Source organism: Serratia sp. 506_PEND (genome assembly GCF_001076875.1).
Lineage (GTDB): Bacteria > Pseudomonadota > Gammaproteobacteria > Enterobacterales > Enterobacteriaceae > Serratia > Serratia marcescens.
In genome coordinates this window covers 1-23,946 of record NZ_JVEL01000587.1, presented here as the reverse complement: position 1 = coordinate 23,946, position 23,946 = coordinate 1, and the positions used below count along the sequence as shown (strand labels likewise).

Below are 23,946 nucleotides of genomic sequence, written 5' to 3'. Positions count from 1 at the left end.
TAATGCTATGATCCGTATAACAGATGCTGCACAGGAACACTTTGCCAAACTGCTGGCAAATCAAGAAGAAGGCACCCAAATCCGCGTATTCGTGATCAACCCGGGCACGCCGACGGCCGAATGCGGTGTCTCTTATTGCCCGCCGGACGCGGTAGAAGCGACGGATACCGAACTGAAGTTCGACAAACTGTCCGCCTATGTCGATGAGCTGAGCGCGCCGTATCTGGAAGACGCCGAAATCGACTTCGTGACCGACCAGCTGGGTTCTCAGCTGACGCTGAAGGCGCCGAACGCCAAGATGCGCAAGGTCGATGACGACGCGCCGCTGATGGAGCGCGTGGAGTACGTGCTGCAGTCGCAGATCAACCCACAGCTGGCGGGCCACGGCGGCCGCGTAACGCTGATGGAGATCACCGACGACAACATGGCTATTCTGCAGTTCGGCGGCGGTTGCAACGGCTGTTCGATGGTCGACGTCACGCTGAAAGAAGGCATCGAGAAAGAGCTGCTGCAGAAATTCCCGGAGCTGAAGGGCGTGCGTGACCTGACCGAGCACCAGCGCGGCGAGCACTCCTACTACTGATACCCTTCTTACTTGAAGTTGCAGCGTTGTTGGCCGCATGCGCGCACCCCAGTCACTTACTTAAGTAAGCTCCTGGGGATTTACGCACTTGCCGCCTAGCTGCAACTCCAATTAATTCGGGTATCCGTCATTTGGATGGGACTAAAGTTCTCGTCCTTTGACCTAATACAACGACACCTCATCGTCACCCCACCGACACCTTGCGTCGGCGCTTGTCCAAATCCTTCAGCAGCCGGTTTATCCGCGGGTCGGCGAACATCTCCTCCAGCGTCCGGGTCAGCTTGCGCCGCCAGTTAGGGTACTGATCGCTGGTGCCGGGAATGTTGACCGGATCCGCCATATCCAGCCAGTCTTCCGGCTGCAGGCCGAGCAAGGCGCTGGCGCTGTCGGCGACATAACGCTGCAGGCCGCGGTTGAGCAGCGGGCTCATACCGAGCAGCGCCGCCTTCTTGCCCACCTTCTGCGGCACGCAGCCATAGCGATGCAATCCGTCCAGCAATCCCTGCTTGGCGCGTTCCCGATCGGCGAACAGCGCCCGCAGGATTTCCGCGTCCGGGTAAAGACCCAGCCGGTTGCCGAGCGTCAGGTCGTCGCTTTGCCAGTAGCCGCGCAGCGTCGGCAGATCGTGGGTGGTGATGGTCGCCATCGCCTGCACCGGATAGGCCTGCGGCGCGCGGAAATGGTGTTCGCCGTCGCTTTCGAAATAGAGCACTTTGTAGGAATAGACGCCGCTGTCGCGCAGCTTGCCGACGATTTCCACCGGCACCGTGCCGAGATCCTCACCGATCACCATGCAGCGGTGGCGCTGGCTTTCCAGCGCCAGCACCGCCAGCAGATCGTCCACCGGGTATTTGACGTAGGCGCCGCGATCGGCGGTTTCGCCATACGGGATCCACCACAGCCGCAACAGCGCCATGACGTGATCGATGCGCAGCGCGCCGCAGCTGGTCATGTTGGCGCGCAAAAGATCGATGAACGGCTGATACCCGCGCGCCGCCATCACGTGCGGATCCATCGGCGGCAGGCCCCAGTTTTGCCCCAGCGGCCCCAGAATATCCGGCGGCGCCCCGACCGACGCTTTCAGGCAGTACAGCTCACGGTCACACCAGGTTTCCGCCCCGCCTTCCGCCACCCCGACCGCCAGATCGCGATACAGGCCAATCGGCATCCGCTGCTGTTGACTCTGGTCAAAACACTGCGCGAACTGCGTGCCCGCCAGCCATTGCAGCCACAGGTAGAAGCGAACCGCGTCCTGATGTTCAGCGCAGAACTGCCGCACCGCTTCGCTCTGCCCCTGCCGATAACGTTCGGGCCAGGCCGGCCAGCCCCACTGGCTGGCGTCTTTGGCCGCCAGATGGGCGTGCAGCGCATCAAACGCCGCCTGCTGATACAGGCTGTCGCCGCCCTCAGCCACAAACAGCTCGAACGCCTGACGCTGCGCGTCGTTCGGCTGGCGCGCCTGAAACAGCGGGAACGCCAGCTTCAGCGCCGCCAGCTTCAGCTGCATCACGGCGGTGTAATCCACCCACTCCGCGGCGCGCGCCCTGGCCAGCTGCTTCTGCGTCGCCGGCTTCTGCCACCAGCGCTGCGCCGCGTCGCTGCGCTGGAAATCCTCCACCGCGTTGACGTCGATATACGCCAGATTCAGCCAGCGGCGCGACGAGGGGCTGTAGGGGCTGGCGCTCTCCGGGTTGGCCGGATACAGCGCATGGATCGGATTGAGGCCGACGAAGGCGCCGCCGCGTTCCCCCACCTGCTCCACCATCAGGCGCAGATCGCCGAAATCGCCGATGCCCCAGTTGCGATCGGAACGCAGCGTATACAGCTGAACGCAGGCGCCCCACAGTTTTTTGCCGGTCAGCAAGGCGTCCGGCTCGAAGCAGCGCCTCGGCGCGACGATCACGCGGCATGACCACTGCCGCACGCCCTGGCTCAGCGTCAATTGATGGTAGCCCGCCGGCAGATCGCCGGGCAACGTCAGGGTCTTGCGCGCGCCGACGCGCCCCTGCAGGCATTCGCCGTCTTCACGCTGCAGCGCCCACAGGTACTCGCCTTCACCCGCCGGGGTCAACGCCAGCGGCGCGCCCTGATAGAACACCTTGACCGCCGGTAACGGCGACGCCGCGTCGTCCTGCGCGGCATCGGCCCGATTCATGGCCGCCAACAGCTTGCGCTTGGTCTCCGGTTCAATCGCCTGCCGCTTGCCGTGGGCATTGATGAAATCGGCAGCGATCCCCGCCTGCGCTGCCGCCTGATCGATACGCTTGCGATCCATTCGCTCTCCTTAACGTTTGGCTTGCCAGATGCGCTGCTGATAATCGCGGATCGAGCGATCCGAGCTGAACATGCCGACGCGCGCGGTGTTAAGGATAGCCCGCCGCGTCCACTCGTCCCGATCGCGATACAGTTCATCGACCCGGCGCTGCGCCTGGCAGTACGAGGCAAAGTCCGCCAGCACCAAGTAGGGATCGCCGCCTTCCAGCAGGCTGTGCAGCATCATGTCGAACGCGTGCTTGTCGCCGTGGCTGAAGGCGCCGCTCGCCAGCTCGTCCAGAATCGCCTTCAGGTGCTTGTCTTTCTTGCGGTAGCTGAGCGGATCGTAACCCTTCGCCACTATCGCCTTCACCTGCTCCACGGTATTGCCGAAGATAAAGATATTGTCTTCGCCCACCTGCTCGGCGATTTCGACGTTGGCGCCATCCAGCGTGCCGACCGTCAGCGCGCCGTTCAACGCCAGCTTCATGTTGCCGGTGCCGGAGGCCTCTTTGCCGGCGGTGGAGATCTGTTCGGAGATATCCGCCGCCGGGATCATCAGTTCGGCCACCGAGACGCGGTAGTCAGGGATGAACGCCACTTTCAGGCGATCTTTCACCAACGGATCGTTGTTGATCTTCTCGGCCGCCTGATTGATGGCGTAGATGATGTTCTTCGCCAGGTAGTAGCCCGGCGCCGCCTTGGCGCCGAACAGGAAGACGCGCGGCACGATGTCCAGGTTGGGGTTGTCGCGCAGCTGGCGATACAGCGACAGGATGTGCAGCAGGTTCAGGTGCTGGCGTTTGTACTCGTGCAGGCGTTTGATCTGCACGTCGAAGATCGCGTCCGGGTCGAGCTTCAACCCCATCACGCCGTGCACGTAATGGGCCAGCGCCACCTTGTTGTCGCGTTTGATCTGCTGATAACGCTGGCGGAACGCCGCGTCGTCGGCGAATTTTTCCAGCCCGCGCAGCGCGTCGAGATCGCTCGCCCACTCCACCTTCAGCGTCTCGTCGATCAGGCCCGACAGCGCCGGGTTGCACTGTTTCAGCCAGCGGCGCGGCGTGATGCCGTTGGTGACGTTATGGAATTTGTTCGGCCACAGCTGGTGATATTCCGGGAACAGATCTTTCACCACCAGATCCGAGTGCAGCTGCGCTACGCCGTTGACTGCAAAGCCGCTGACCACGCACAGGTTGGCCATGCGCACCTGCTTGTTGTGGTGCACCGCCAGTTTGGCCCACACCGCCTCGTCGCCCGGCCAATGCTTATCCACCAATTTTTTAAACCTGGCGTTGATTTGTTTGATGATGGAGAAATGGCGCGGCAGCAGGCTGCGCACCAATTTTTCATCCCAGCATTCCAGCGCTTCCGGCATCAGGGTGTGGTTGGTATAGGCGAAGGTGTTGCTGGTGATCGCCCAGGCCGCCTCCCACTCCAACTGGTGTTCGTCCAGCAGAATGCGCAGCATTTCCGGAATGGCGATGGTCGGGTGGGTGTCGTTCAGCTGGATCACTTCGTACTTCGGCAGCTCTTCAATCTTGCGGCCGGCCTGATGGTGCTTGCGCAAAATGTCCGCCACCGAGCAGGCGCACTGGAAATACTGCTGCATCAGGCGCAGGCGCTTGCCGGCCTGATGGTTATCGTTCGGGTAGAGCACCTTGGTCAGCTTGTCGGCTTCTACGCCCTGCTTCTCCGCCTGCAGGAATTTGCCGTCGTTGAAATCGCTCAGGTTGAACGGATGCTGATGGGTCGCCTGCCACAGGCGCAGCGGCTGCGCCACGCCGTTGCGATACCCCAGCACCGGCAGATCCCAGGCTTCGCCGCGCAGGGTGAAGGCGGGGCGCCACAGTTCGCGGCCGTCGGCCTGCTTTTCCAGCTTGCCGCCGATGCCCACGTCCACCGCCAGCGCGGCGTTGTGGCGGAACCACGGGTAGCTCTCGCGCTGCCAGTTATCCGGCGCCTCTTGCTGTTGCCCTTCGCGGAACGACTGGCGGAACAGCCCGTACTGGTAATTCAGCCCATAGCCGGTGGCCGGTTGTTCCACCGTCGCCATCGAGTCGAGGAAACAGGCCGCCAGCCGCCCCAACCCGCCGTTGCCCAGCGCCGGATCGGTTTCCTGCTCCAGCAGATCCGCCAGCTTGACGTTCTGCTCGGCCAGCGCCTGCTCGACGGTGTCGTACCAGCCCAGGTTGATCAGGTTGTTCGCCGTCAGCCGGCCGATCAGAAACTCCATCGAGATGTAGTTCACGTGGCGCAGCGGTTTGGCGCTTTTGCGCGGCGCCGGCTGCGCGGCCAACTGCTCGGCCAGCGCCGCACTGACGGCTTCCCACCATTGATGTTGCGTCATCTGCTGTGCGGAACTGAGGCCGAACCGTTGCCACTGACGGGCGAGCGCCGCCAGAAAAGCATCCTTCTTGAGCGTAGGCTGTGACATAAGGAAAACTCTCTATCCAGTAAGTGGGTCAAATTGCCGCTATCGTGCCGGTGAGAAAGCCTGACGGCATCATCCCGCCTGGGGATTAGCTGGGGAGGAGGATTGGGGCGTAGCTGGAATTGTGATCTCAGGCACTGTTTGACTCCCTTGCAACGATGCAAAAAAGCCCGCCAACGCGTGCGGCGAGCACTGAGAACGTTAACCATGACGTTAGCACAAGTATTCGCGCTGCTGAAGTTTTGTCCATGGCCGGAAATGCGATCCGCCGCCGCATCGCCGCGCGCCGGCGCCAAACGTAAAAAAGTGTGATCGATAGCAACTTAACTCCAAGCCGATGCGGAAGCTTGTTGCAATACGTTTAGGGTTGGCAGAAGTTAGGGGGAGCTATTAATTACGAACCATAAAATAATTAGCGCCACTCCAATCCCGGCGGGAACCGCGATTTATACCCTGGAATACTATGCTGATCCCATCAAAACTGAGCCGCCCGGTACGGCTGCAAAATACCGTGATCCGCGATCGCCTGCTGGCCAAACTGGCCAGCGCGGGCAACTATCGTCTGACACTGGTCAATTGCCCGGCGGGATACGGGAAAACCACGCTGATCGCTCAATGGGCGGCCGGCAAGGCCGATCTGGGCTGGTATTCCCTGGATGAGAGCGACAACCAGCCGGAGCGCTTCGCCAGCTACCTGATCGCCGCGCTGCAGCAGGCCAGCGGCGGCCGCTGCGTCAAGAGCGAGGCGCTGAGCCAGAAACACCAGTACGCCAGCCTGTCGGCGCTGTTTGCCCAGCTGTTTATCGAGCTGGCCGACTGGCATCAACCGCTGTACCTGGTGATCGACGACTATCACCTGATCACCAACGACGCCATTCACGAAGCCATGCGCTTTTTCCTGCGCCATCAGCCGGAAAACCTGACGCTGATCCTGCTCTCGCGCACCTTGCCGCCGCTCGGCATCGCCAACCTGCGGGTGCGCGATCAGCTGTTGGAAATGGGCACGCAACAGTTGGCGTTCACCCACCAGGAGGCCAAACAGTTCTTCGATTGCCGTCTGGCGGCGCCAATGGAACAGCAGGACAGCAGCCGCCTGTGCGACGAAGTCGAAGGCTGGGCCACCGCGCTGCAGCTGATCGCGCTGTCGGCCCGCCAATCCGCCTCCTCAGCTCAGCTGTCGGCCAAACGGCTGGCGGGGCTGAACGCCAGTCACCTGTCCGACTATCTGGTGGACGAAGTGCTGGACCACGTCGATGCCGATGCGCGCGCTTTCCTGCTGCGCTGTTCGGTGCTGCGCTCGATGAACGACGCGCTGATCGTGCGGCTGACCGGCGAAGACAACGGCCAGCAACGGCTGGAGGAACTGGAACGCCAGGGGCTGTTTATCCACCGCATGGACGACACCGGCGAATGGTTCAACTTCCATCCGCTGTTCGCCTCTTTCCTGCGCCAGCGTTGCCAGTGGGAACTGGCGCTGGAGCTGCCGGGGCTGCACCGCGCCGCCGCCGAGGGCTGGCTGGCGCTGGGGTATCCGGCGGAGGCCATTCACCACGCGTTGGCGGCCAGCGACGTCAGCATGCTGCGCGATATCCTGCTGCAACACGCCTGGTCGCTGTTCCACCACAGCGAACTGGCCTTGCTGGAGGAGTGCCTCAACGCGCTGCCCTATGAACGCCTGATCCAAAACCCCAAGCTGGCGCTGCTGCAGGCCTGGCTGGCGCAGAGCCAGCACCGCTACAGTGAGGTCAACACCCTGCTGGAGCGCGCCGAGCGCACCATGCGCGAGCAGAAAATCGAGATAGACCAAACGCTGCACGCCGAGTTCGACGCCTTGCGCGCCCAGGTGGCGATCAACGCCGGCAAACCGGAAGAAGCCGAGCGGCTGGCGACCGAAGCGTTGAAATTCCTGCCGCTGTCCAGCTACTACAGCCGCATCGTCGCCACCTCGGTGACCGGCGAAGTGCACCACTGCAAGGGCGAACTGGCGCGCGCGCTGCCGATGATGCAGCAGACCGAGCAGATGGCGCGTCGTCATCAGGCCAACCATTACGCGCTCTGGGCGCTGCTGCAGCAGAGCGAAATCCTTATCGCCCAAGGCTTCCTGCAGGCCGCTTACGAAACCCAGGATAAGGCGTTCGAACTGATCCGCGAGCAGCACCTGGAACAGCTGCCGATGCACGAATTTCTGCTGCGCATCCGCGCCCAGATCCTGTGGTCGTGGTCGCGGTTGGACGAGGCGGAAGACGCGGCGCGCGCCGGGCTGAAAATTCTGGCCAACTACCAACCGCAGCAGCAGCTGCAGTGCATCGCCATGCTGGCCAAATGCTCGCTGGCGCGCGGCGATCTGGACAACGCCAATACCCATCTGCAGCGCTGCGAAACCCTGCTGCACGGCGCCCACTATCATCGCGACTGGCTGACCAACACCGACAAGTCGCGGGTGATCCACTGGCAGATGACCGGCGACACCGCCGCCGCCGCCCAGTGGCTGCGCCACACCGAAAAACCCGGCATGGCGGACAACCACTTCACGCAGGGCCAATGGCGCAACATCGCGCGGGTGCAAATCCTGCTCGGCCAGTATGAAGAGGCCGGCGTGGTGCTGGATGAACTGAACGAAAACGCTCGTCGCCTGCGGCTGGTGAGCGATCTCAACCGCAACCTGCTGCTCAGCAACCAGCTCTACTGGCTGCTGGAGCGCAAGGGCGAAGCGCAGCAGGCGCTGATCGAAGCGCTGTCGCTGGCTAACCGCACCGGCTTCATCAGCCACTTTGTCATCGAAGGCGAAGCGATGGCGCAACAGCTGCGTCAGCTGATCCAGCTCAACACGCTGCCGGAGCTGGAGCAGCATCGCGCCCAGCGTATCCTGCGCGACATCAACCAGCATCATCGGCACAAGTTCGCGCATTTCGACGAGAACTTCGTCGATAAGCTGCTGACCCACCCGCAGGTGCCGGAACTGATCCGCACCAGCCCGCTCACCCAACGCGAATGGCAGGTGCTGGGGCTGATCTATTCCGGTTACAGCAACGACCAGATCGCCGGCGAGCTGGACGTGGCGGCCACCACCATCAAGACGCACATCCGCAACCTGTATCAGAAACTGGGCGTGGCCCATCGCCAGGAGGCGGTGCAGCAGGCGCAGCAACTGCTGAAGATGATGGGCTACGGCGCGTAAAAACCCTGATATCCCTCTGGTCTTAAACGCCGCAGAGTTGGTTACAATAGCGGCGTCCCCCTATTACGAGGCAGTCAGCAGTATGGAACAGTTCGAAGCGATCAACGTTGAGCAGGCGTACACCCGCTGGAAAGAGGGCAGCGCCGCCCTGGTCGACATCCGCGATCCGCAAAGTTTTGAAGCCGGGCATACGCCGGGCGCCTTTCACCTCACCAACGCCACCCTGTCGGCCTTTATGCAGCAAAACGACTTCGAGCGGCCGGTGATGGTGATGTGCTACCACGGCAACAGCAGCCGCAGCGCGGCGCAGTACCTGCTGCACCAGGGGTTCGACGCGGTCTACAGCATCGACGGCGGTTTCGAGGCCTGGGCCCGCCAGTATCCGCAAGACGTGGAAACCTCTGCCTGATCCCCGCCGCCCGCCGCGCGTCGGCGGGCTTCCCCTTCGTTTTTATGCGCGTTTTCGCGGGTTTTTCGCAGATCCGTTTGCCAGCGCTCAGGATTTCGACGTTATAATCGGCCGTCAGGGTCGCCGGCGAGCAAGCCGCGGCCAAAATCATTCACTTACGACGGAAGAGCAATGGTTAGAGTAATCGCCATATCCAACCCGCGCCTGGCGCTGGCCTTTGTCGACTATATGGCGACCCAGGGCATCCGGCTTGAGCTGCGCAACAGCGGCGAGGCGGCGGAAATCTGGCTGGCCGACGACGGTCACCTCGAGCAGGTGCAACACGAGCTGCAGCAGTTTCTGGCCGATCCGCTCAACCGCCGTTATCAGGCCGCCAGTTGGCAGACCGGCCATACCGACGCCGGCCTGCATTATCAGAGCGAATCCTACCTGCACACCCTGCGCAGCAAGGCCGGTCCGCTGACGCTCGGCGTGATGGTGCTGTGCATCGCGGTCTATATTCTGATGCAGGCGCTGGGCGACGATACCGTGATGTACTGGCTCTCCTGGCCGCAGGACAGCAGCCAATACACCCAGCTGTGGCGCTGGATCAGCCATGCGTTCCTGCATTTCTCCCTGCTGCATATCCTGTTTAACCTGATGTGGTGGTGGTATCTCGGCGGCCAGATGGAAAAACGCCTCGGCGCCGGCAAGCTGTTCGTGCTGGCGGTGGTGTCGGCCTTCTTCAGCGGCTGGGCGCAATCGCTGTTCAGCGGCGCGCTGTTTGGCGGGCTGTCGGGCGTGGTCTATGCGCTGATGGGCTATGTGTGGCTGTCGGGCGAACGGGCGCCGGAGCGCGGCCTGATGCTGCCGCGCGGCCTGATGGTGTTCTCGGTGTTGTGGCTGGTGGCCGGATATTTCGATATTTTAGGAATGTCGATCGCCAACGCGGCACACGTAGCCGGTTTAGTGTTAGGGTTATTGATGGCATTTTGGGATACGCGTCATCGCGCACACAACGAACAATAACAGCCGGGAGCTATGTCCAGCGGGCATAGCGGGCGTTTTAGGGGATTATCGTGAAGCAAACACAGCGTCATGACGCAATTATCGAGCTGGTGCGCCTGCAGGGTTACGTCAGCACGGAAGAGCTGGTCGAACATTTTGACGTCAGCCCGCAAACGATTCGCCGCGATTTGAATGACCTGGCCGACCAGAACAAGATCCAGCGTCACCACGGCGGCGCGGCGCTGCCTTCCAGCTCGGTCAACGCTGCCTATAACGATCGCAAGGTGATGTGGTCGGAAGAGAAGGCCCGCATCGCGCAGCGCGTCGCCAGCCAGATCCCGGACGGCGCCACGCTGTTCATCGATATCGGCACCACGCCGGAAGCGGTGGCCCATGCACTGATGAACCACAAGAACCTGCGCGTGGTCACCAACAACCTTAACGTCGCCACCCTGTTGACCGCCAAGGAAGACTTCCGCCTGATCCTGGCCGGCGGCGAAGTGCGCACACGCGACGGCGGCATCATGGGCGAGGCCACCCTGGACTTCATCTCCCAATTCCGTCTCGATTACGGCATTCTCGGCATCAGCGGCATCGATATGGACGGCTCGCTGCTCGAATTCGACTATCACGAAGTGCGCACCAAACGCGCGATTATCGAAAATTCCCGCTGCGTGATGCTGGTCACCGACCATTCCAAATTCGGCCGCAACGCCATGGTCAACCTGGGCAACATGAACCTGATCGACTACCTGTTTACCGACCAACTGCCGCCGCCGAGCGTGATGAAAATCATCGAACAGTACGACGTGCAGCTGGAGTTGTGCTGATTCGGCCTTAACCTGCGGGGCGCGCCGCCGCCCCGTTTCATACCTTCAGGCTCCCCTCATCGACAGCCGTTTGCGCGCCCGCGCCATATCCATACTGCTTGTGTGACTATCATCACCAAACTGTTACCTCTATCACGCCTAAATGTTTTTGTTTGGTTAACTCTTGGCTTGCCTGTTGGTTTTTGATTACAATCATGAGCGAAAACGAACATGAAAGAGCTATTTCGAACATCTGGAGGAAGATGACGTGGAAACCAAAGACTTGATCGTTATCGGTGGCGGCATCAACGGTGCCGGCATCGCGGCGGATGCTGCCGGGCGCGGGCTGTCGGTACTGCTACTGGAAGCGCAAGACTTGGCCTGTGCTACGTCTTCCGCCAGTTCCAAACTGATCCACGGTGGCCTGCGCTACCTGGAACACTACGAATTCCGTCTGGTGAGCGAAGCGCTGGCCGAACGTGAAGTGCTGCTGAAGCTGGCGCCGCACATCGCGTTCCCGATGCGTTTCCGCCTGCCGCACCAGCCGCACCTGCGTCCGGCCTGGATGATCCGTATCGGCCTGTTCCTGTACGATCACCTGGGCAAACGCACCAGCCTGCCGGGCAGTAAGGGTTTGCGCTTTGGACCAGAGTCGGTGCTGAAGCCTGAATTGAAGCGCGGTTTCGAATATTCCGACTGCTGGGTCGACGATGCTCGCCTGGTGGTGCTGAACGCGCAGGAAGTGGAAAAACGCGGCGGCGAAGTGCGCACCCGCACCAAAGTGACCCGCGCATGGCGTGAAAACGGCCTGTGGATGGTGGAAGCGGTCGATATCGACAGCGGCAAAACCTTCACCTGGCGCGCCAAAGGCCTGGTGAACGCCACCGGCCCGTGGGTGAAAAACTTCTTCGACGACGGCCTGAAGCTCAAATCACCTTACGGCATCCGCCTGATCAAAGGCAGCCACATCGTGGTGCCGCGCGTGCACGATCAGCCGCAGTCTTACATTCTGCAGAACGAAGACCACCGCATCGTGTTCGTGATCCCGTGGAATGACGAGTTCTCCATCATCGGCACCACCGACGTGGAGTACAAAGGCGATCCGAAAGACGTGAAAATCGACGAGAACGAAATCGCTTATCTGCTGAAAGTGTACAACGATCACTTCAAGAAGCAGCTGGGCCGCGACGACATCGTCTGGACTTACTCCGGCGTGCGTCCGCTGTGCGACGACGAATCCGATTCACCGCAGGCGATCACCCGCGATTACACGCTGGACGTGCACGATGAGCAGGGCAAAGCGCCGCTGCTGTCGGTCTTCGGCGGCAAGCTGACCACCTACCGCAAGCTGGCCGAACATGCGATGGAAAAACTGGCCCACTACTACCCAGGCTGCGGCCCGGCGTGGACCAAAAACGCCACGCTGCCGGGCGGTGACATCGACGGCGATCGCGATGGCTACGCGGCCAAACTGCGCCGTGCGCACGGCTGGCTGCCGGAAGCCCTGGCGCGCCGCTATGCCCGCACCTACGGCAGCCAGAGCGAGCTGATCTTGGCCGGCGCCAACGGCCTCGCCGATCTGGGCGAAGATTTCGGCCACGGTCTGTATGAAGCCGAGCTGCGTTACCTGACCGAGAAAGAGTGGGTCGTAGAGCTGGACGACGCCATCTGGCGCCGCACCAAGCTGGGCATGTGGCTGGACGAGGCGCAGCAGGCGCGAGTGAAAGCCTGGCTGGCGGAACACGCGAAAACGAAAGCGCTGTCTCTGGCTTCCTGAGCTGCAGCGTAACGACAAAGGGCCGGTTATCCGGCCCTTTGCTTTTTTCCTCTCCCGCTTTACAGCTTCACCGGCTTAATGTGCCAAATTTCATCCGCATATTCCTGAATGGTGCGATCGGATGAGAAGTAGCCCATATTGGCGATATTCAGCACCGCGCGCCGCGTCCACTCGTCCTGATTGAGATACACCTCGTCCACCTTGTCCTGCGTGTCCACATAGCTGCGGTAATCCGCCAACAGCTGATAGTGATCGCCGAGGTTGACCAGCGAGTCGAACAAATTGCCATAGCGTTTCGGCTCTTCCGGGCTGAACACCCCGGTGGCGATCTGCGTCAGCGCCTGATGCAGCTCCGGGTCTTGCTCATAGTACTGGCGCGGGTTGTAACCGTTGCGGCGCAGTTCCTCAACCTGCTCGGCGGTATTGCCGAAAATAAAGATATTCTCCTCCCCCACGTGCTCGCGCATCTCGACGTTGGCGCCGTCCAGCGTGCCGATGGTCAGCGCGCCGTTCAGCGCGAACTTCATGTTGCTGGTGCCCGAGGCCTCGGTGCCCGCCAGCGAGATCTGTTCCGACAGATCCGCCGCCGGGATAATGATCTGCGCCAGGCTGACGCCGTAGTTCGGAATGAACACCACCTTCAGTTGGGTATGCACGCGCGGATCGTTGTTGATCACTTTGGCCACGTCGTTGATCAGACGGATGATCTGCTTGGCGGCATAGTAGGCAGAGGCCGCCTTGCCGGCGAAGATCACCACCCGCGGCACGCGCTCGATGTCAGGGTCAGCCAGCAAACGGTTATACAGCGTGATGACATGCAGCACGTTGAGCAGTTGCCGTTTGTACTCGTGGATACGCTTGATTTGCACATCGAACAACGCATCCGGGTTGACCACCACGTTGAGCGTTTTGGCGATATACAGCGCCAACCGCTCCTTGTTCTGCCGTTTGGCGCGCTGCACCGCCTGCAGGAAGCTCGGGTAATCGACGTTGGCTTTGATCTCGCTCAGTTGGCTGAGATCGGTGCGCCAGGTTTGGCCGATGCAGTCGTCCAGCACCGCCGCCAGCGGCGGGTTGGCCAGCGCCAGCCAACGGCGCGGCGTCACCCCGTTGGTTTTGTTGCAGAAACGAGTCGGGAACAGCCGGGCGAAGTCGGCGAACAGCGACTGCACCATCAGTTCGGAATGCAGGGCGGAAACGCCGTTGACCTTGTGGCTGGCCACCACCGCCAGCCACGCCATGCGCACCCGGCGGCCGTTGGTTTCGTCGATGATCGAGACCCGCGCCAGCAGGTCGTTGTCGTCCGGCGCCACTTCCTGCACCATCTTGAGGAAGTGATCGTTGATTTCGAAAATCAGCTGCAGATGGCGCGGCAAGATGCGGCCTATCATGTCCAGCGGCCAGGTCTCCAGGGCCTCGCTCATCAGCGTGTGGTTGGTGTAAGAGAACACCTGCTCCACCACTTCCCAGGCATCGAGCCACTTGAATTTGTGCTCGTCGATCAGCCGGTGCATCAGCTCGGGGATCGACAATACCGGGTGGGTGTCGTTGAGGTGAATGGCGATCTTGTCCGCCAGGTTGTCGAAGGTTTTGTGCATCAGCCAATGGCGGTTAAGAATATCCTGCACCGTGGCCGACACCAGGAAATACTCCTGCCGCAGCCGCAGCTCGCGTCCGGAGGAGGTCGAATCGTCCGGATAGAGCACCCGCGACACGTTCTCCGAGTGGTTTTTGTCTTCCACCGCCGCGAAGTAATCGCCCTGGTTGAACTTGCCGAGGTTGATCTCATTACTGGCCTGCGCGCCCCACAACCGCAGCGTGTTGGTGGCGTCGGTGTCAAAACCGGGGATCACCTGATCGTAGGCGATGGCCACGACCTCTTCGGTCTCCAGCCAGCGCGCCTTGGCCCCCTCCTGCTGCACGCGGCCGCCGAAGCGCACCTTGTAGCGGGTGTTATGGCGCGGAAACTCCCATGGATTGCCGTACTCCAGCCAGTAGTCCGGCGACTCCATCTGTTGGCCGTTGACGATGTTCTGCTTGAACATGCCGTATTCATAGCGAATGCCGTAGCCGCGCCCCGGCAGCGCCAGCGTCGCCAGCGAGTCGAGGAAACAGGCCGCCAGCCGGCCCAGGCCGCCGTTACCGAGCCCGGGGTCGTTTTCTTCCTCCAGCAGCTCCGCCAGGTTCAGCCCCATCTCGTTCAGCGCGTTGTCGATGTCCTGATAGATGCCCATCGACAGCAGCGCGTTTGACAGGGTGCGGCCGATCAGGAACTCCATCGACAGGTAATACACCTGCCGCACGTCTTGAGACAGCTGGGCGCGGTTGGAACGCAGCCAGCGCTCCACCATGCGATCGCGCACCGCGAACAGCACGGCGTTCAGCCAATCGTGCCGGTTGGCAATCGCCGGATCCTTGCCAACGATAAACATCAGCTTATAGGCGATGGAGTGTTTCAGCGCTTCCACACTGACCGTAGGTGAGGTGTAACTAAACGGTGAAGTCATGGCTTTTTAATCCCTTGTGGGGAGCCCCGCCATTCGCCGCGGAATAGCGGGCTCCGCTGAACATGGACGCGGCACGCCGCGCCCCGACAATCTACCCTTACGGCTGCCCGCCGCGCGTCAACCCGAGACGCGAAACGCGGGCTACAAGCGTTGATAAAGCGATAAATACTCTTTCGCCGCCACCGGCCAGCCGAAGTCCACGCTCATGGCGTGGCGCTGAACGTGGCGCCAGTGTTTCGGCCGGCTCCACAGCACCATGGCGCGGCGGATGGCGTTGCCCAGCGCGACGGCGTCGCAATCGTCGAACACGAATCCGCTGGCGGTGCCGTCGGCCAGGTTCTCCAGCGCGCAGTCCACCACCGTGTCCGCCAGCCCGCCGGTGCGGCGCACCAGCGGCAGCGTGCCGTACTTCAGACCGTAGAGCTGCGTCAGACCGCAGGGCTCGAAGCGGCTCGGCACCAGAATAACGTCGGCGCCGCCGATGATGCGGTGGGAGAAGGATTCGTGATAACCGATCTGCACGCCGACCTGTTCAGGGTAGTCGGCGGCGGCGGCCAGAAACGCCTGTTGCAGCACCGCATCGCCGGCGCCCAGCAGCGCCAGCTGCCCGCCTTGCGCCAGCAGTTCAGGCAATGCCTGCAGCACCAGATCCAGGCCTTTTTGGCTGGTCAATCGGCTCACCACCGCGAACACCGGCAGCGATTCGTCCACCTTCAGCCCCATGGCCTTTTGCAGATGCAGCTTGTTTTTGACCTTGCTTTTCAGATCGTCGGCGTCATAGCGGGCGCTCAGCCGCGGGTCGTGGGCCGGATCCCAAATCTTGTCGTCCACCCCGTTGAGGATGCCGCTCAGCCTGCCCTGCCGCTGCCGCTCCTGCAGCAGCCCCTCCATGCCGTAGCCGAACTCCGGCCGGGTGATCTCGCGCGCATAGGTCGGGCTGACGGCGGTCACGTGGTCGGCATAAAACAGCCCGGCCTTGAGGAACGACATCTGGCCGTAGAACTCCAGGCCATAGACGTTGTAAAACGACGCCGGCAGCCACAGTTCGGTCACGTGATGGGCGGAAAACAGCCCTTGATAGGCCAGGTTATGCACCGTGAACACCGAACGCGCCGGGTGGCCGTTGGCGGCCAGATAGGCGCAGCTAAGACCGGCGTGCCAGTCGTGGGCATGCACCAACTGCGGCCGCCAGTAGCGATCCAGCCCCTTGGCCAGCTCGCAGGCCATCCAGCCCAGCAGCGCAAAGCGGCGGTGGTTGTCGGGGTAGGCGTACATGGACTGATCGTGGTACGGGCTGCCCGGCCGGTCATACAGCCAGGGCGCATCGATGAGATAGATGCCCACGCCATGGTAGGTGCCGTAACGCAGGCCAACCCGGCCGGCGAACGAGTCGATTTCCGCCACCAGCACGGTGTCGGGTATGCCGTTGCGTACGTCAGGGAAAGCGGGCAATAGCACCCGAACATCGGCGCCTTCGGCGATTTGCGCCGCCGGCAGCGCGCCAACCACGTCTGCGAGTCCGCCCGTTTTCAGCAGGGGGAACATTTCAGAACATACGTGTAAGACCTGCATTATCACTCCTGAAAGTCGGCCGAAGGCCTCTGGATAAGAAATAAAGCAGGCTTGCCGCTGTTATGTGTGCCGCGTTGCGCAAGCCATCGAACCGTTCATCGGGCGGCAGGCTATCGTTCTGCCCCCACGTTAACTCACAATTTTGACAACATTTCGCGCGTCACCAGCACGATGCCGCCTTCCGAGCGATAGAAACGCTTGCTGTCCTCATCGGCGTTTTCCCCGATCACCATGCCCTCCGGAATATGGCAGGCGCGGTCGATGATGCAGCGCCGCAGGCGGCAGGAACGGCCGACGTTCACGTCCGGCAACAATACGGTAGAGTCGATGGTGCAGAACGAGTTCACTCGCACGCGCGGGAACAGCACCGAATGCACCACCACCGACCCGGACACGATGCAACCGCCGGACACCAGCGAGTTCATGGTCATGCCATGGCTACCGGAGCGATCCTGCACGAACTTGGCCGGCGGCAGCGGTTCCATGTGGGTGCGGATCGGCCAGGCGCGGTCGTACATGTCCAGCTCCGGTGTCACCGACGCCAGATCGAGATTGGCGCGCCAATAGGCGTCCAACGTGCCCACATCGCGCCAGTACGGCGGCAGATCGGGATTGGACGTCACGCAGGACAAGGTAAACGGATGCGCCCACGCCGCCTGCTGCGCGGTGATTTTCGGGATCAGATCCTTGCCGAAATCGTGGCTGGAGCCGGGGGTCGACATATCCTCTTGCAGCAGCTGGAACAGGTAGGCGGCATTAAAAATATAGATGCCCATGCTGGCCAGCGACATATCCGGGTTGCCCGGCATCGCCGGCGGATCGGCGGGCTTTTCCAGAAACTCGATGATGCGGTCGCTTTCATCCACCTTCATCACGCCGAATTCGCCGGCTTCGCTGCGCGGCACCGGCAGGCAGGCCACGGTGCACTGAGCGCCCTTCTCGACGTGATCGATCAGCATGCGTGAATAATCCATCTTGTAGATGTGATCGCCCGCCAGGATCACCACGTATTCAGCCTCGTAGCGGCGGATGATATCCAGGTTCTGGTACACCGCGTCGGCGGTGCCCTTGTACCAATGCTCGGTGCTGAGGCGCTGCTGGGCCGGCAGCAGATCGACGAACTCGTTCATTTCCTCGTTGAGGAATGACCAGCCGCGTTGAATGTGCTGCACCAGCGTGTGCGACTGGTATTGGGTGATCACGCCGATGCGGCGGATGCCGGAGTTCAGGCAGTTCGACAAGGCGAAATCGATGATGCGGAATTTGCCGCCAAAGTGGACGGCGGGCTTGGCGCGGGTGGAGGTCAAATCTTTCAAACGTGAGCCGCGGCCGCCGGCCAGGATCAGCGCTACGGATTTAATCGGCAACTGGCGCGCCAACATCAGGGGGTCTTTATTTTCAAACCTAACCATAGCGGACTCCTTTTATTATTTCCGTACCAGTACGCAAAGCGAGCGCGCGGCCTGGTGCCAGGCGGGCAATACCGCCCGTGAGTCTTCCTGAGTGAACGGGGCGACAACCTGCCAATCGCCTTCCGGCAATCTCATCTCCGTCGTTTGCGGCGTGGCGTTGACCAGCAGCAGCCAGCGCTGCGACAGCAGGATCTGCATGAGCCGCTCGCCCCGCTCCCACTGCTGCGCGTCGAGCGGCTGGCCTTGCGCGTTCAGCCACTGCACGCTGCCGTCGTCCTGCTGCCACCAGCGGTCCTGCTGCAGCGCGGGGATCTGGCGGCGCAGCGCGATCAGCGCCGCGACGTAATCGGTCAGCGCATCGTCCGCCGTGGCCCAGTCGAGCCAGGTGGTGGCGTTGTCCTGACAATAGGCATTGTTGTTCCCCTGCTGGCTGTGTCCCTGTTCATCGCCGGCCAGCAGCATCGGCGTGCCCTGGGACAGCAACAGCGTGGCGAGCATCGCCCGCTGGCTGGCCCTGCGGCGTTGCACAATGGCGTCGTCGGCGACCAGGCCTTCGACGCCGTGGTTGTTGCTGAAATTGCGATCGCTGCCGTCGCGGTTGCCCTCGCCGTTCGGCTGATTGTGTTTCTCGTTGAAGCTGACCACGTCCTGTAGGGTAAACCCGTCATGGGCGGTCAGCATGTTGACGGTGGCGTAAGGCGCCCGCCCGCGCTGGTTGTACAGATCGCTCGAGGCGGCAAAACGCCGGGCGAACTGGCCGAGCGACACGCCGCTCTGCAGCCAGAAACGGCGCATGTCGTCGCGGTAATGGTCGTTCCATTCGGCGAAGCGGCCGGGGAACGCCCCCACCTGATAACCGCCGGGGCCAATGTCCCAGGGTTCGGCGATCAGCTTGCAGCGCGACAGCAGATCGTCCGCCAGCATCGCCTGGAACAGCGGCGCATCGCGATCGAACCCCGGCGTGCGGCCGAGCACGCTGCCCAGATCGAAACGGAAGCCGTCGACGTGGCACTCCCGCACCCAAAAACGCAGGCAATCCATCACCCAGGCCACGCCCTGCGGCTGATCCAACCGCAGCGTGTTGCCGCAGCCGGTATCGTTGACATAGTCCCCTTCGGGCGTCAGCCAGTAGTAGCTCAGGTTATCGATGCCGCTCAGCGACAGCATCGGCCCGTCCCTGTCCAGCTCGGCGCTGTGGTTAAACACCACATCGAGGATCACTTCGATGCCGGCTTGGTGCAGCGCCTTGACCGCATCGCGGAATTCGTTGAGCGGCGTGGCATCGGTGCTCAGGCTGGCGTAGCGGTTGTCCGGCGCATAAGGCGCCAGCACGTTATAGCCCCAATAGTTGATCAGCCCCAGCCGCTGCAGGCGCGGTTCGGAGGTATGTTGCTGCACCGGCAGCAGTTCCAGCGCGGTGATGCCGAGGCGTTTGAAGTGGGCGATCATCGCCGGGTGCCCCAATGCGGCGAAGCTGCCGCGCAGCGCCGGCGGTATCTGCGGGTGCAGCAGCGTCAGGCCGCGCACGTGGGCTTCGTAAATCACCGTCTGCCCCCAGGGCGTGGCGGGCGGGCGATCGTCCTGCCAGTCGTACCGTTCGTCCACCACCACGCATTTCGGCATCAGCTCCGCGCTGTCGTGCGGGTCCGGCTGCTCGTAACCGCCGTGCAGGTGCGGGTGGTCCGCCACCGGCCCTTCCACCGCGCGCGCGGCCGGATCGAGCGCCAGTTTGTTGGGGTTGAAGCGCTGCCCGTTCGCCGGATCAAACGGGCCATAGACCCGGTAACCGTAACGTTGTCCCGGCTTGCCGCCCGGCAAATAGCCATGCCAGATATCGCCGCTGCGCGCCGGCAGCGGCAGGCGCACTTCGCGCTGCTGGCCGTCGAACAGGCACAACTCCACCCGCTCGGCGTGCGCCGAGTACAGGGTAAAGTTGATGCCTTCGCCGTCGTACTGCGCGCCCAGCGGCGCGGCGAGGCCGGCTGTCAGCTCCGTCATGGCGCCTCCCGCAGCAGATAAATGGTCGCCAGCGGCGGCAACGTTACGCAGATGGAGAAGTCGCGGCCGTGGCTGCCGACCGCTTCGGAAGAAACCCGCCCCTGATTGCCGGCGTTGCTGCCGTGATAGTGGTGCGAATCGGTATTGAGGATCTCGCGGTAGTCACCGGCGCGCGAGAGGCCGATGCGGTAGCGGTAGCGCGGCACCGGGGTAAAGTTGCTGATGGCGATCAACTCATTGCCCTGCGAATCGTAGCGCGCGAAGGCGAACACCGAGTTGTCGTGATCGTCGACCACCAGCCATTCGAAGCCGTCCGGGCGGTAGTCGCGCTCGTACAGCGGCGCCTGCTGGCGGTAGCAGTGGTTCAGATCGCGCACCAGCCGCTGCACGCCGTTATGCCAGTTATCCAGCCCTTCCAGTAAATGCCAGTCAAGGCTGGTATCGAAATTCCACTCGCGCCCTTGCGCGAACTCGCAGCCCATAAACAGCAGCTTTTTGCCCGGATGCGCCCACATAAAGCCGTAATAGGCGCGCAGGTTGGCGAACTTTTGCCAGGCATCGCCCGGCATACGGTCAAGGATCGATTTTTTGCCGTGCACCACTTCATCGTGCGAGATAGGCAACACGAAGTTCTCGGTATAGGCGTACAGCATGCCGAAGGTCATCTGGTTGTGGTGATACTTGCGGTGCACCGGATCGCACTTCATGTAATTGAGCGTGTCGTGCATCCAGCCGAGGTTCCATTTGTAGTGGAACCCCAGGCCGTTGGCGTCCGGCGGCAGGGTGACGCCGGGATAGTCGGTGGACTCCTCCGCCAGCGTCACCGCGCCCGGCTGCGCCTGGCCGATAGTCTGGTTGGTATAACGCAGGAAGGCGATGGCCTCCAGGTTCTCGTTGCCGCCATAGTAATTCGGCACCCACTCGCCGTCGGCGCGGCTGTAATCGCGATAGATCATCGACGCCACCGCATCGACCCGCAGCGCGTCGATGCCGAAACGCTCCAGCCAATACAGCGCGTTGCCCGCCAGGTAGTTGCGCACCTCGTGGCGACCGTAGTTGTAGATCAGCGTATTCCAGTCCTGATGGTAGCCCTCGCGCGGATCGGCGTACTCGTACAGCGCAGTGCCGTCGAAATTCGCCAGGCCGTAGGCGTCGCTCGGGAAGTGCCCCGGCACCCAGTCGAGGATCACGTTGATGCCCGCCTCATGCGCCGCCGCCACAAACGCCCTGAAGTCGGCCGGCGTGCCGAAGCGCCGGGTCGGCGCATACAGCCCCAGCGGCTGATAGCCCCAGCTGCCGTCGAACGGGTGCTCGTTGATCGGCAGCAGCTCGATATGGGTGAATCCCATGTCCTTCACATAGTCGATCAGCTGCACCGCCAGCTCGCCGTAGCTGAGCCAGAAGTGGTTGTCAGTGTGGCGGCGCCATGAGCCGAGATGCACCTCGTAGATGGCGATCGGCTGGTCAAAATCGTTGGCGCGGCGGCGCGCCGGCGTCGACGGCACCACCTCCGGCAGCGGCGCCACCAGCGAGGCGGTGTCCGGGCGCATCTGCGCCTCAAAGGCGTAAGGATCGGCTTTCAGCTGGGTATTGCCGTAGCAATCGACGATTTCATATTTGTACAGCTGGCCGGCCCGCACGCCGGGCAGGAACAGCTCCCAGATGCCGTTTTCACGCCGCAGACGCATCGGATGGCGGCGGCCGTCCCAGAAGTTGAACTCCCCCACCACCGAGACGCGCTGGGCGTTGGGCGCCCAGACCGCAAAACTGACGCCGTCGATGCCATCCAGCGTAACAAGGTGGGCGCCCAGCCGTTCATAGGGACGCAAATGCGTGCCCTCGGCCAATAGCCAACTGTCGATATCCTGCAGCAGCGGGCCAAACCGGTAGGGATCGTCGACAGTCTGTTGGTGATCGCGCCAGCTGACCTGCAGCTGATAGCGGAAAGGATTTTTTCGCCGCGGCACCACGGCGCTGAAGAAACCGCGCGGATCGTCGCAGTTCAGCTGCACCAGCCGCCGGCCGGTTTGCTGTTCTACCAGCCAGACTGCGCCGGCGTCCGGCAGCAGCGCGCGCACCTGCAGACCGTTATCGGTCGCATGCATGCCAAGCAGAGCAAAGGGGTCGGCGTAATGGCCGGAGATGATCTGATCAATCACGTCACGATCGGGAAGTACAGGCATAGTCTTCTTCCTTAGATTAACAGCATGATCTAAGCACGGCTTGTTGGTTATTCCTTGGCCGTTTTGGTCATCATGCAATGCATTCGGACTCTAAAGCGTGATTGCGGTCGGTTATTGACCAATCTTTACTCTGCCGACCTGAATTTCGCTCTTTATGCTTATTTTTTGAAATATTTCAGTCATGGTGAAAAAGTGTTCACCCATGCGTTAAGCATAGCCAATGTCTGTTAAAAACTGCTCGGCATTGGTGAGGAAAATTCTTCATTAAGAAAACTGCCAGCCTGGCGGCGTTTGCATGCAATGACTGACGAGGAGATAGGCGGGATCCCGCCCATTGAAACGAGGCTTGCGATGACGTTGCCCGACGCGGTGCGCGGCGAACAAAAAAGCGGAAAATAAGGCATTAGGGGGCTGAAAGCAGCCAGCCCCCTGGAAGTGCGGGTTTACAGCAGGATGCGCAGCATGCGGCGCAGCGGCTCGGCCGCGCCCCACAGCAGCTGGTCGCCCACGGTGAACGCCGATAGATACTCCGGCCCCATATTCAGCTTGCGCAGACGGCCGACCGGCGTATTCAGCGTGCCGGTCACCGCCGCCGGCGTCAGTTCGCGCATGGTCAGTTCGCGGTCGTTCGGGATCACGCGCACCCAGTCGTTGTGCGTCGCCAGCATCTGCTCGATTTCCGGCAGCGACACGTCTTTTTTCAGCTTCAGGGTGAACGCCTGGCTGTGGCAGCGCAGCGCGCCGACGCGCACGCACAGACCGTCGACCGGGATCACGCTGCCGGTATTCAGAATCTTGTTGGTTTCCGCCTGACCCTTCCACTCTTCACGGCTCTGGCCGTTGTCGAGCTGCTTGTCGATCCACGGGATCAGGCTGCCGGCCAGCGGGACGCCGAAGTTATCGGTCGGCAGTTTGCCGCTGCGCGTGGCTTCGGTCACCTTGCGCTCGATATCCAGGATGGCGGAAGCCGGATCCTGCAGCTCTTTCGCCACGTCGGCATGCAGCATGCCCATTTGGGTCAGCAGTTCGCGCATGTGGCGCGCGCCGCCGCCGGAGGCCGCCTGGTAGGTGGCGACCGACGCCCACTCCACCAGATCGTTGGCGAACAGGCCGCCGAGCGACATCAGCATCAGGCTGACGGTGCAGTTGCCGCCGACGAAGGTTTTGATGCCTTTGTCCAGGCCCTGCTGAATCACCGCGTGGTTGACCGGATCCAGGATGATGATGGCGTCGTCCTGCATGCGCAGCGACGAGGCCGCGTCGATCCAGTAACCCTGCCAACCGCTGGCGCGCAGCTTAGGATAAACTTCGTTGGTATAATCGCCGCCCTGACAGGTAATAATGATATCGAGCGCGCTCAGCGCGTCGATGTCATACGCATCCTGCAGCGTGCCCTGCTGGCCGCCGAAGGCCGGCGCGGCGGAACCGTGCTGCGAGGTGGAGAAAAAGACCGGGCGAATGGCGTCGAAATCGCGCTCTTCCGTCATGCGTTGCATGAGAACCGAGCCGACCATTCCGCGCCAACCGATGAAACCAACGTTTTTCATAATATCTGTGTCCCGCCCGGATAAGGGCTTATGTAGGTGATAACGAGTTGTGTGCAATATCTCCTCACCTTACAAAATGTCGGCGCGGGCGCAAAGTGAATTTATTCGATGGCTGAGGATTTCTCAGCAATCCTTCTTATATACCCGTCGTCTTTCAAACTGCAGCGTTGTTACCTGCACGTAGTTACGTGGCCCATCCGTGGGCCACGCCCCAAGGGGCCGCTGCGAGCAGCGTTCAAATCTGCTCCCGGCAGATTTGTCATACCCCAGTCACTTACTTGAGTAAGCTCCTGGGGA

The 23,946-nt window shown here is 61.9% G+C and carries 14 protein-coding genes; 6 read left to right on the top strand and 8 right to left on the bottom strand.

What is annotated here, in order from left to right:
- Window positions 1–7: 7 nt before the first annotated feature.
- On the top strand, window positions 8–583 hold the full coding sequence (nfuA, locus tag ADK28_RS26295) for a Fe-S biogenesis protein NfuA (protein WP_004930777.1): 576 nt from the start codon (window positions 8–10) through the stop codon (window positions 581–583).
- A 184-nt stretch (window positions 584–767) separates the two neighbouring features.
- On the opposite strand, the gene malQ is transcribed toward nfuA, so the two are convergent.
- Window positions 768–2,858: a 4-alpha-glucanotransferase gene (malQ, locus tag ADK28_RS26290; RefSeq protein WP_048797083.1), complete on the bottom strand. Its 2,091-nt coding sequence runs from the start codon at window positions 2,856–2,858 to the stop codon at window positions 768–770.
- Between the two features lie 9 nt (window positions 2,859–2,867).
- Window positions 2,868–5,273: a maltodextrin phosphorylase gene (gene malP, locus ADK28_RS26285; protein ID WP_033639203.1), complete on the bottom strand. Its 2,406-nt coding sequence runs from the start codon at window positions 5,271–5,273 to the stop codon at window positions 2,868–2,870.
- A 460-nt stretch (window positions 5,274–5,733) separates the two neighbouring features.
- Between malP and malT the strand changes: the two genes are divergently transcribed.
- The 5 genes from malT (at window position 5,734) to glpD (ending at window position 12,430) form a co-directional block, all read left to right on the top strand.
- Window positions 5,734–8,448, top strand: a complete 2,715-nt coding sequence (gene malT, locus ADK28_RS26280) for an HTH-type transcriptional regulator MalT (protein WP_033639202.1) — start codon at window positions 5,734–5,736, stop codon at window positions 8,446–8,448.
- Window positions 8,449–8,530: 82 nt separating this feature from the next.
- Entirely contained in the window at window positions 8,531–8,857 is a 327-nt protein-coding gene (gene glpE, locus ADK28_RS26275) for a thiosulfate sulfurtransferase GlpE (RefSeq protein ID WP_004930790.1), read from the top strand.
- A gap of 171 nt (window positions 8,858–9,028) precedes the next feature.
- The gene (gene glpG / locus ADK28_RS26270) at window positions 9,029–9,865 is read left to right on the top strand and encodes a rhomboid family intramembrane serine protease GlpG (RefSeq protein WP_016930391.1); all 837 of its coding nucleotides are present in this window, start codon (window positions 9,029–9,031) and stop codon (window positions 9,863–9,865) included.
- Between the two features lie 50 nt (window positions 9,866–9,915).
- Window positions 9,916–10,674, top strand: coding sequence for a DeoR/GlpR family transcriptional regulator (locus ADK28_RS26265; RefSeq protein WP_004930797.1), 759 nt, complete (start codon window positions 9,916–9,918; stop codon window positions 10,672–10,674).
- A gap of 247 nt (window positions 10,675–10,921) precedes the next feature.
- The gene (glpD, locus tag ADK28_RS26260) at window positions 10,922–12,430 is read left to right on the top strand and encodes a glycerol-3-phosphate dehydrogenase (RefSeq protein ID WP_004930801.1); all 1,509 of its coding nucleotides are present in this window, start codon (window positions 10,922–10,924) and stop codon (window positions 12,428–12,430) included.
- Window positions 12,431–12,489: 59 nt separating this feature from the next.
- Here the strand turns inward: glpD and glgP are convergent, their stop codons facing one another.
- The 6 genes from glgP to asd all read right to left on the bottom strand — a co-directional run bounded on the left by glgP (window position 12,490) and on the right by asd (window position 23,649).
- Complete coding sequence (gene glgP / locus ADK28_RS26255) at window positions 12,490–14,937, bottom strand: glycogen phosphorylase (RefSeq protein WP_004930804.1); 2,448 nt, start codon at window positions 14,935–14,937, stop codon at window positions 12,490–12,492.
- 141 nt (window positions 14,938–15,078) lie between these two features.
- Window positions 15,079–16,509, bottom strand: coding sequence for a glycogen synthase GlgA (gene glgA, locus ADK28_RS26250; RefSeq protein WP_004930807.1), 1,431 nt, complete (start codon window positions 16,507–16,509; stop codon window positions 15,079–15,081).
- A gap of 134 nt (window positions 16,510–16,643) precedes the next feature.
- A complete protein-coding gene (glgC, locus tag ADK28_RS26245) occupies window positions 16,644–17,921 on the bottom strand; it encodes a glucose-1-phosphate adenylyltransferase (protein ID WP_016930394.1) in 1,278 nt (425 codons plus the stop codon).
- 15 nt (window positions 17,922–17,936) lie between these two features.
- Window positions 17,937–19,919, bottom strand: a complete 1,983-nt coding sequence (glgX, locus tag ADK28_RS26240; RefSeq protein ID WP_048797082.1) for a glycogen debranching protein GlgX — start codon at window positions 19,917–19,919, stop codon at window positions 17,937–17,939.
- Window positions 19,916–22,102, bottom strand: coding sequence for a 1,4-alpha-glucan branching enzyme (gene glgB, locus ADK28_RS26235; RefSeq protein ID WP_033639198.1), 2,187 nt, complete (start codon window positions 22,100–22,102; stop codon window positions 19,916–19,918). Before glgB ends, glgX begins: the two co-directional genes overlap by 4 nt.
- Window positions 22,103–22,545: 443 nt before the next feature.
- Entirely contained in the window at window positions 22,546–23,649 is a 1,104-nt protein-coding gene (gene asd / locus ADK28_RS26230) for an aspartate-semialdehyde dehydrogenase (protein WP_016930397.1), read from the bottom strand.
- Window positions 23,650–23,946 lie beyond the last annotated feature (297 nt).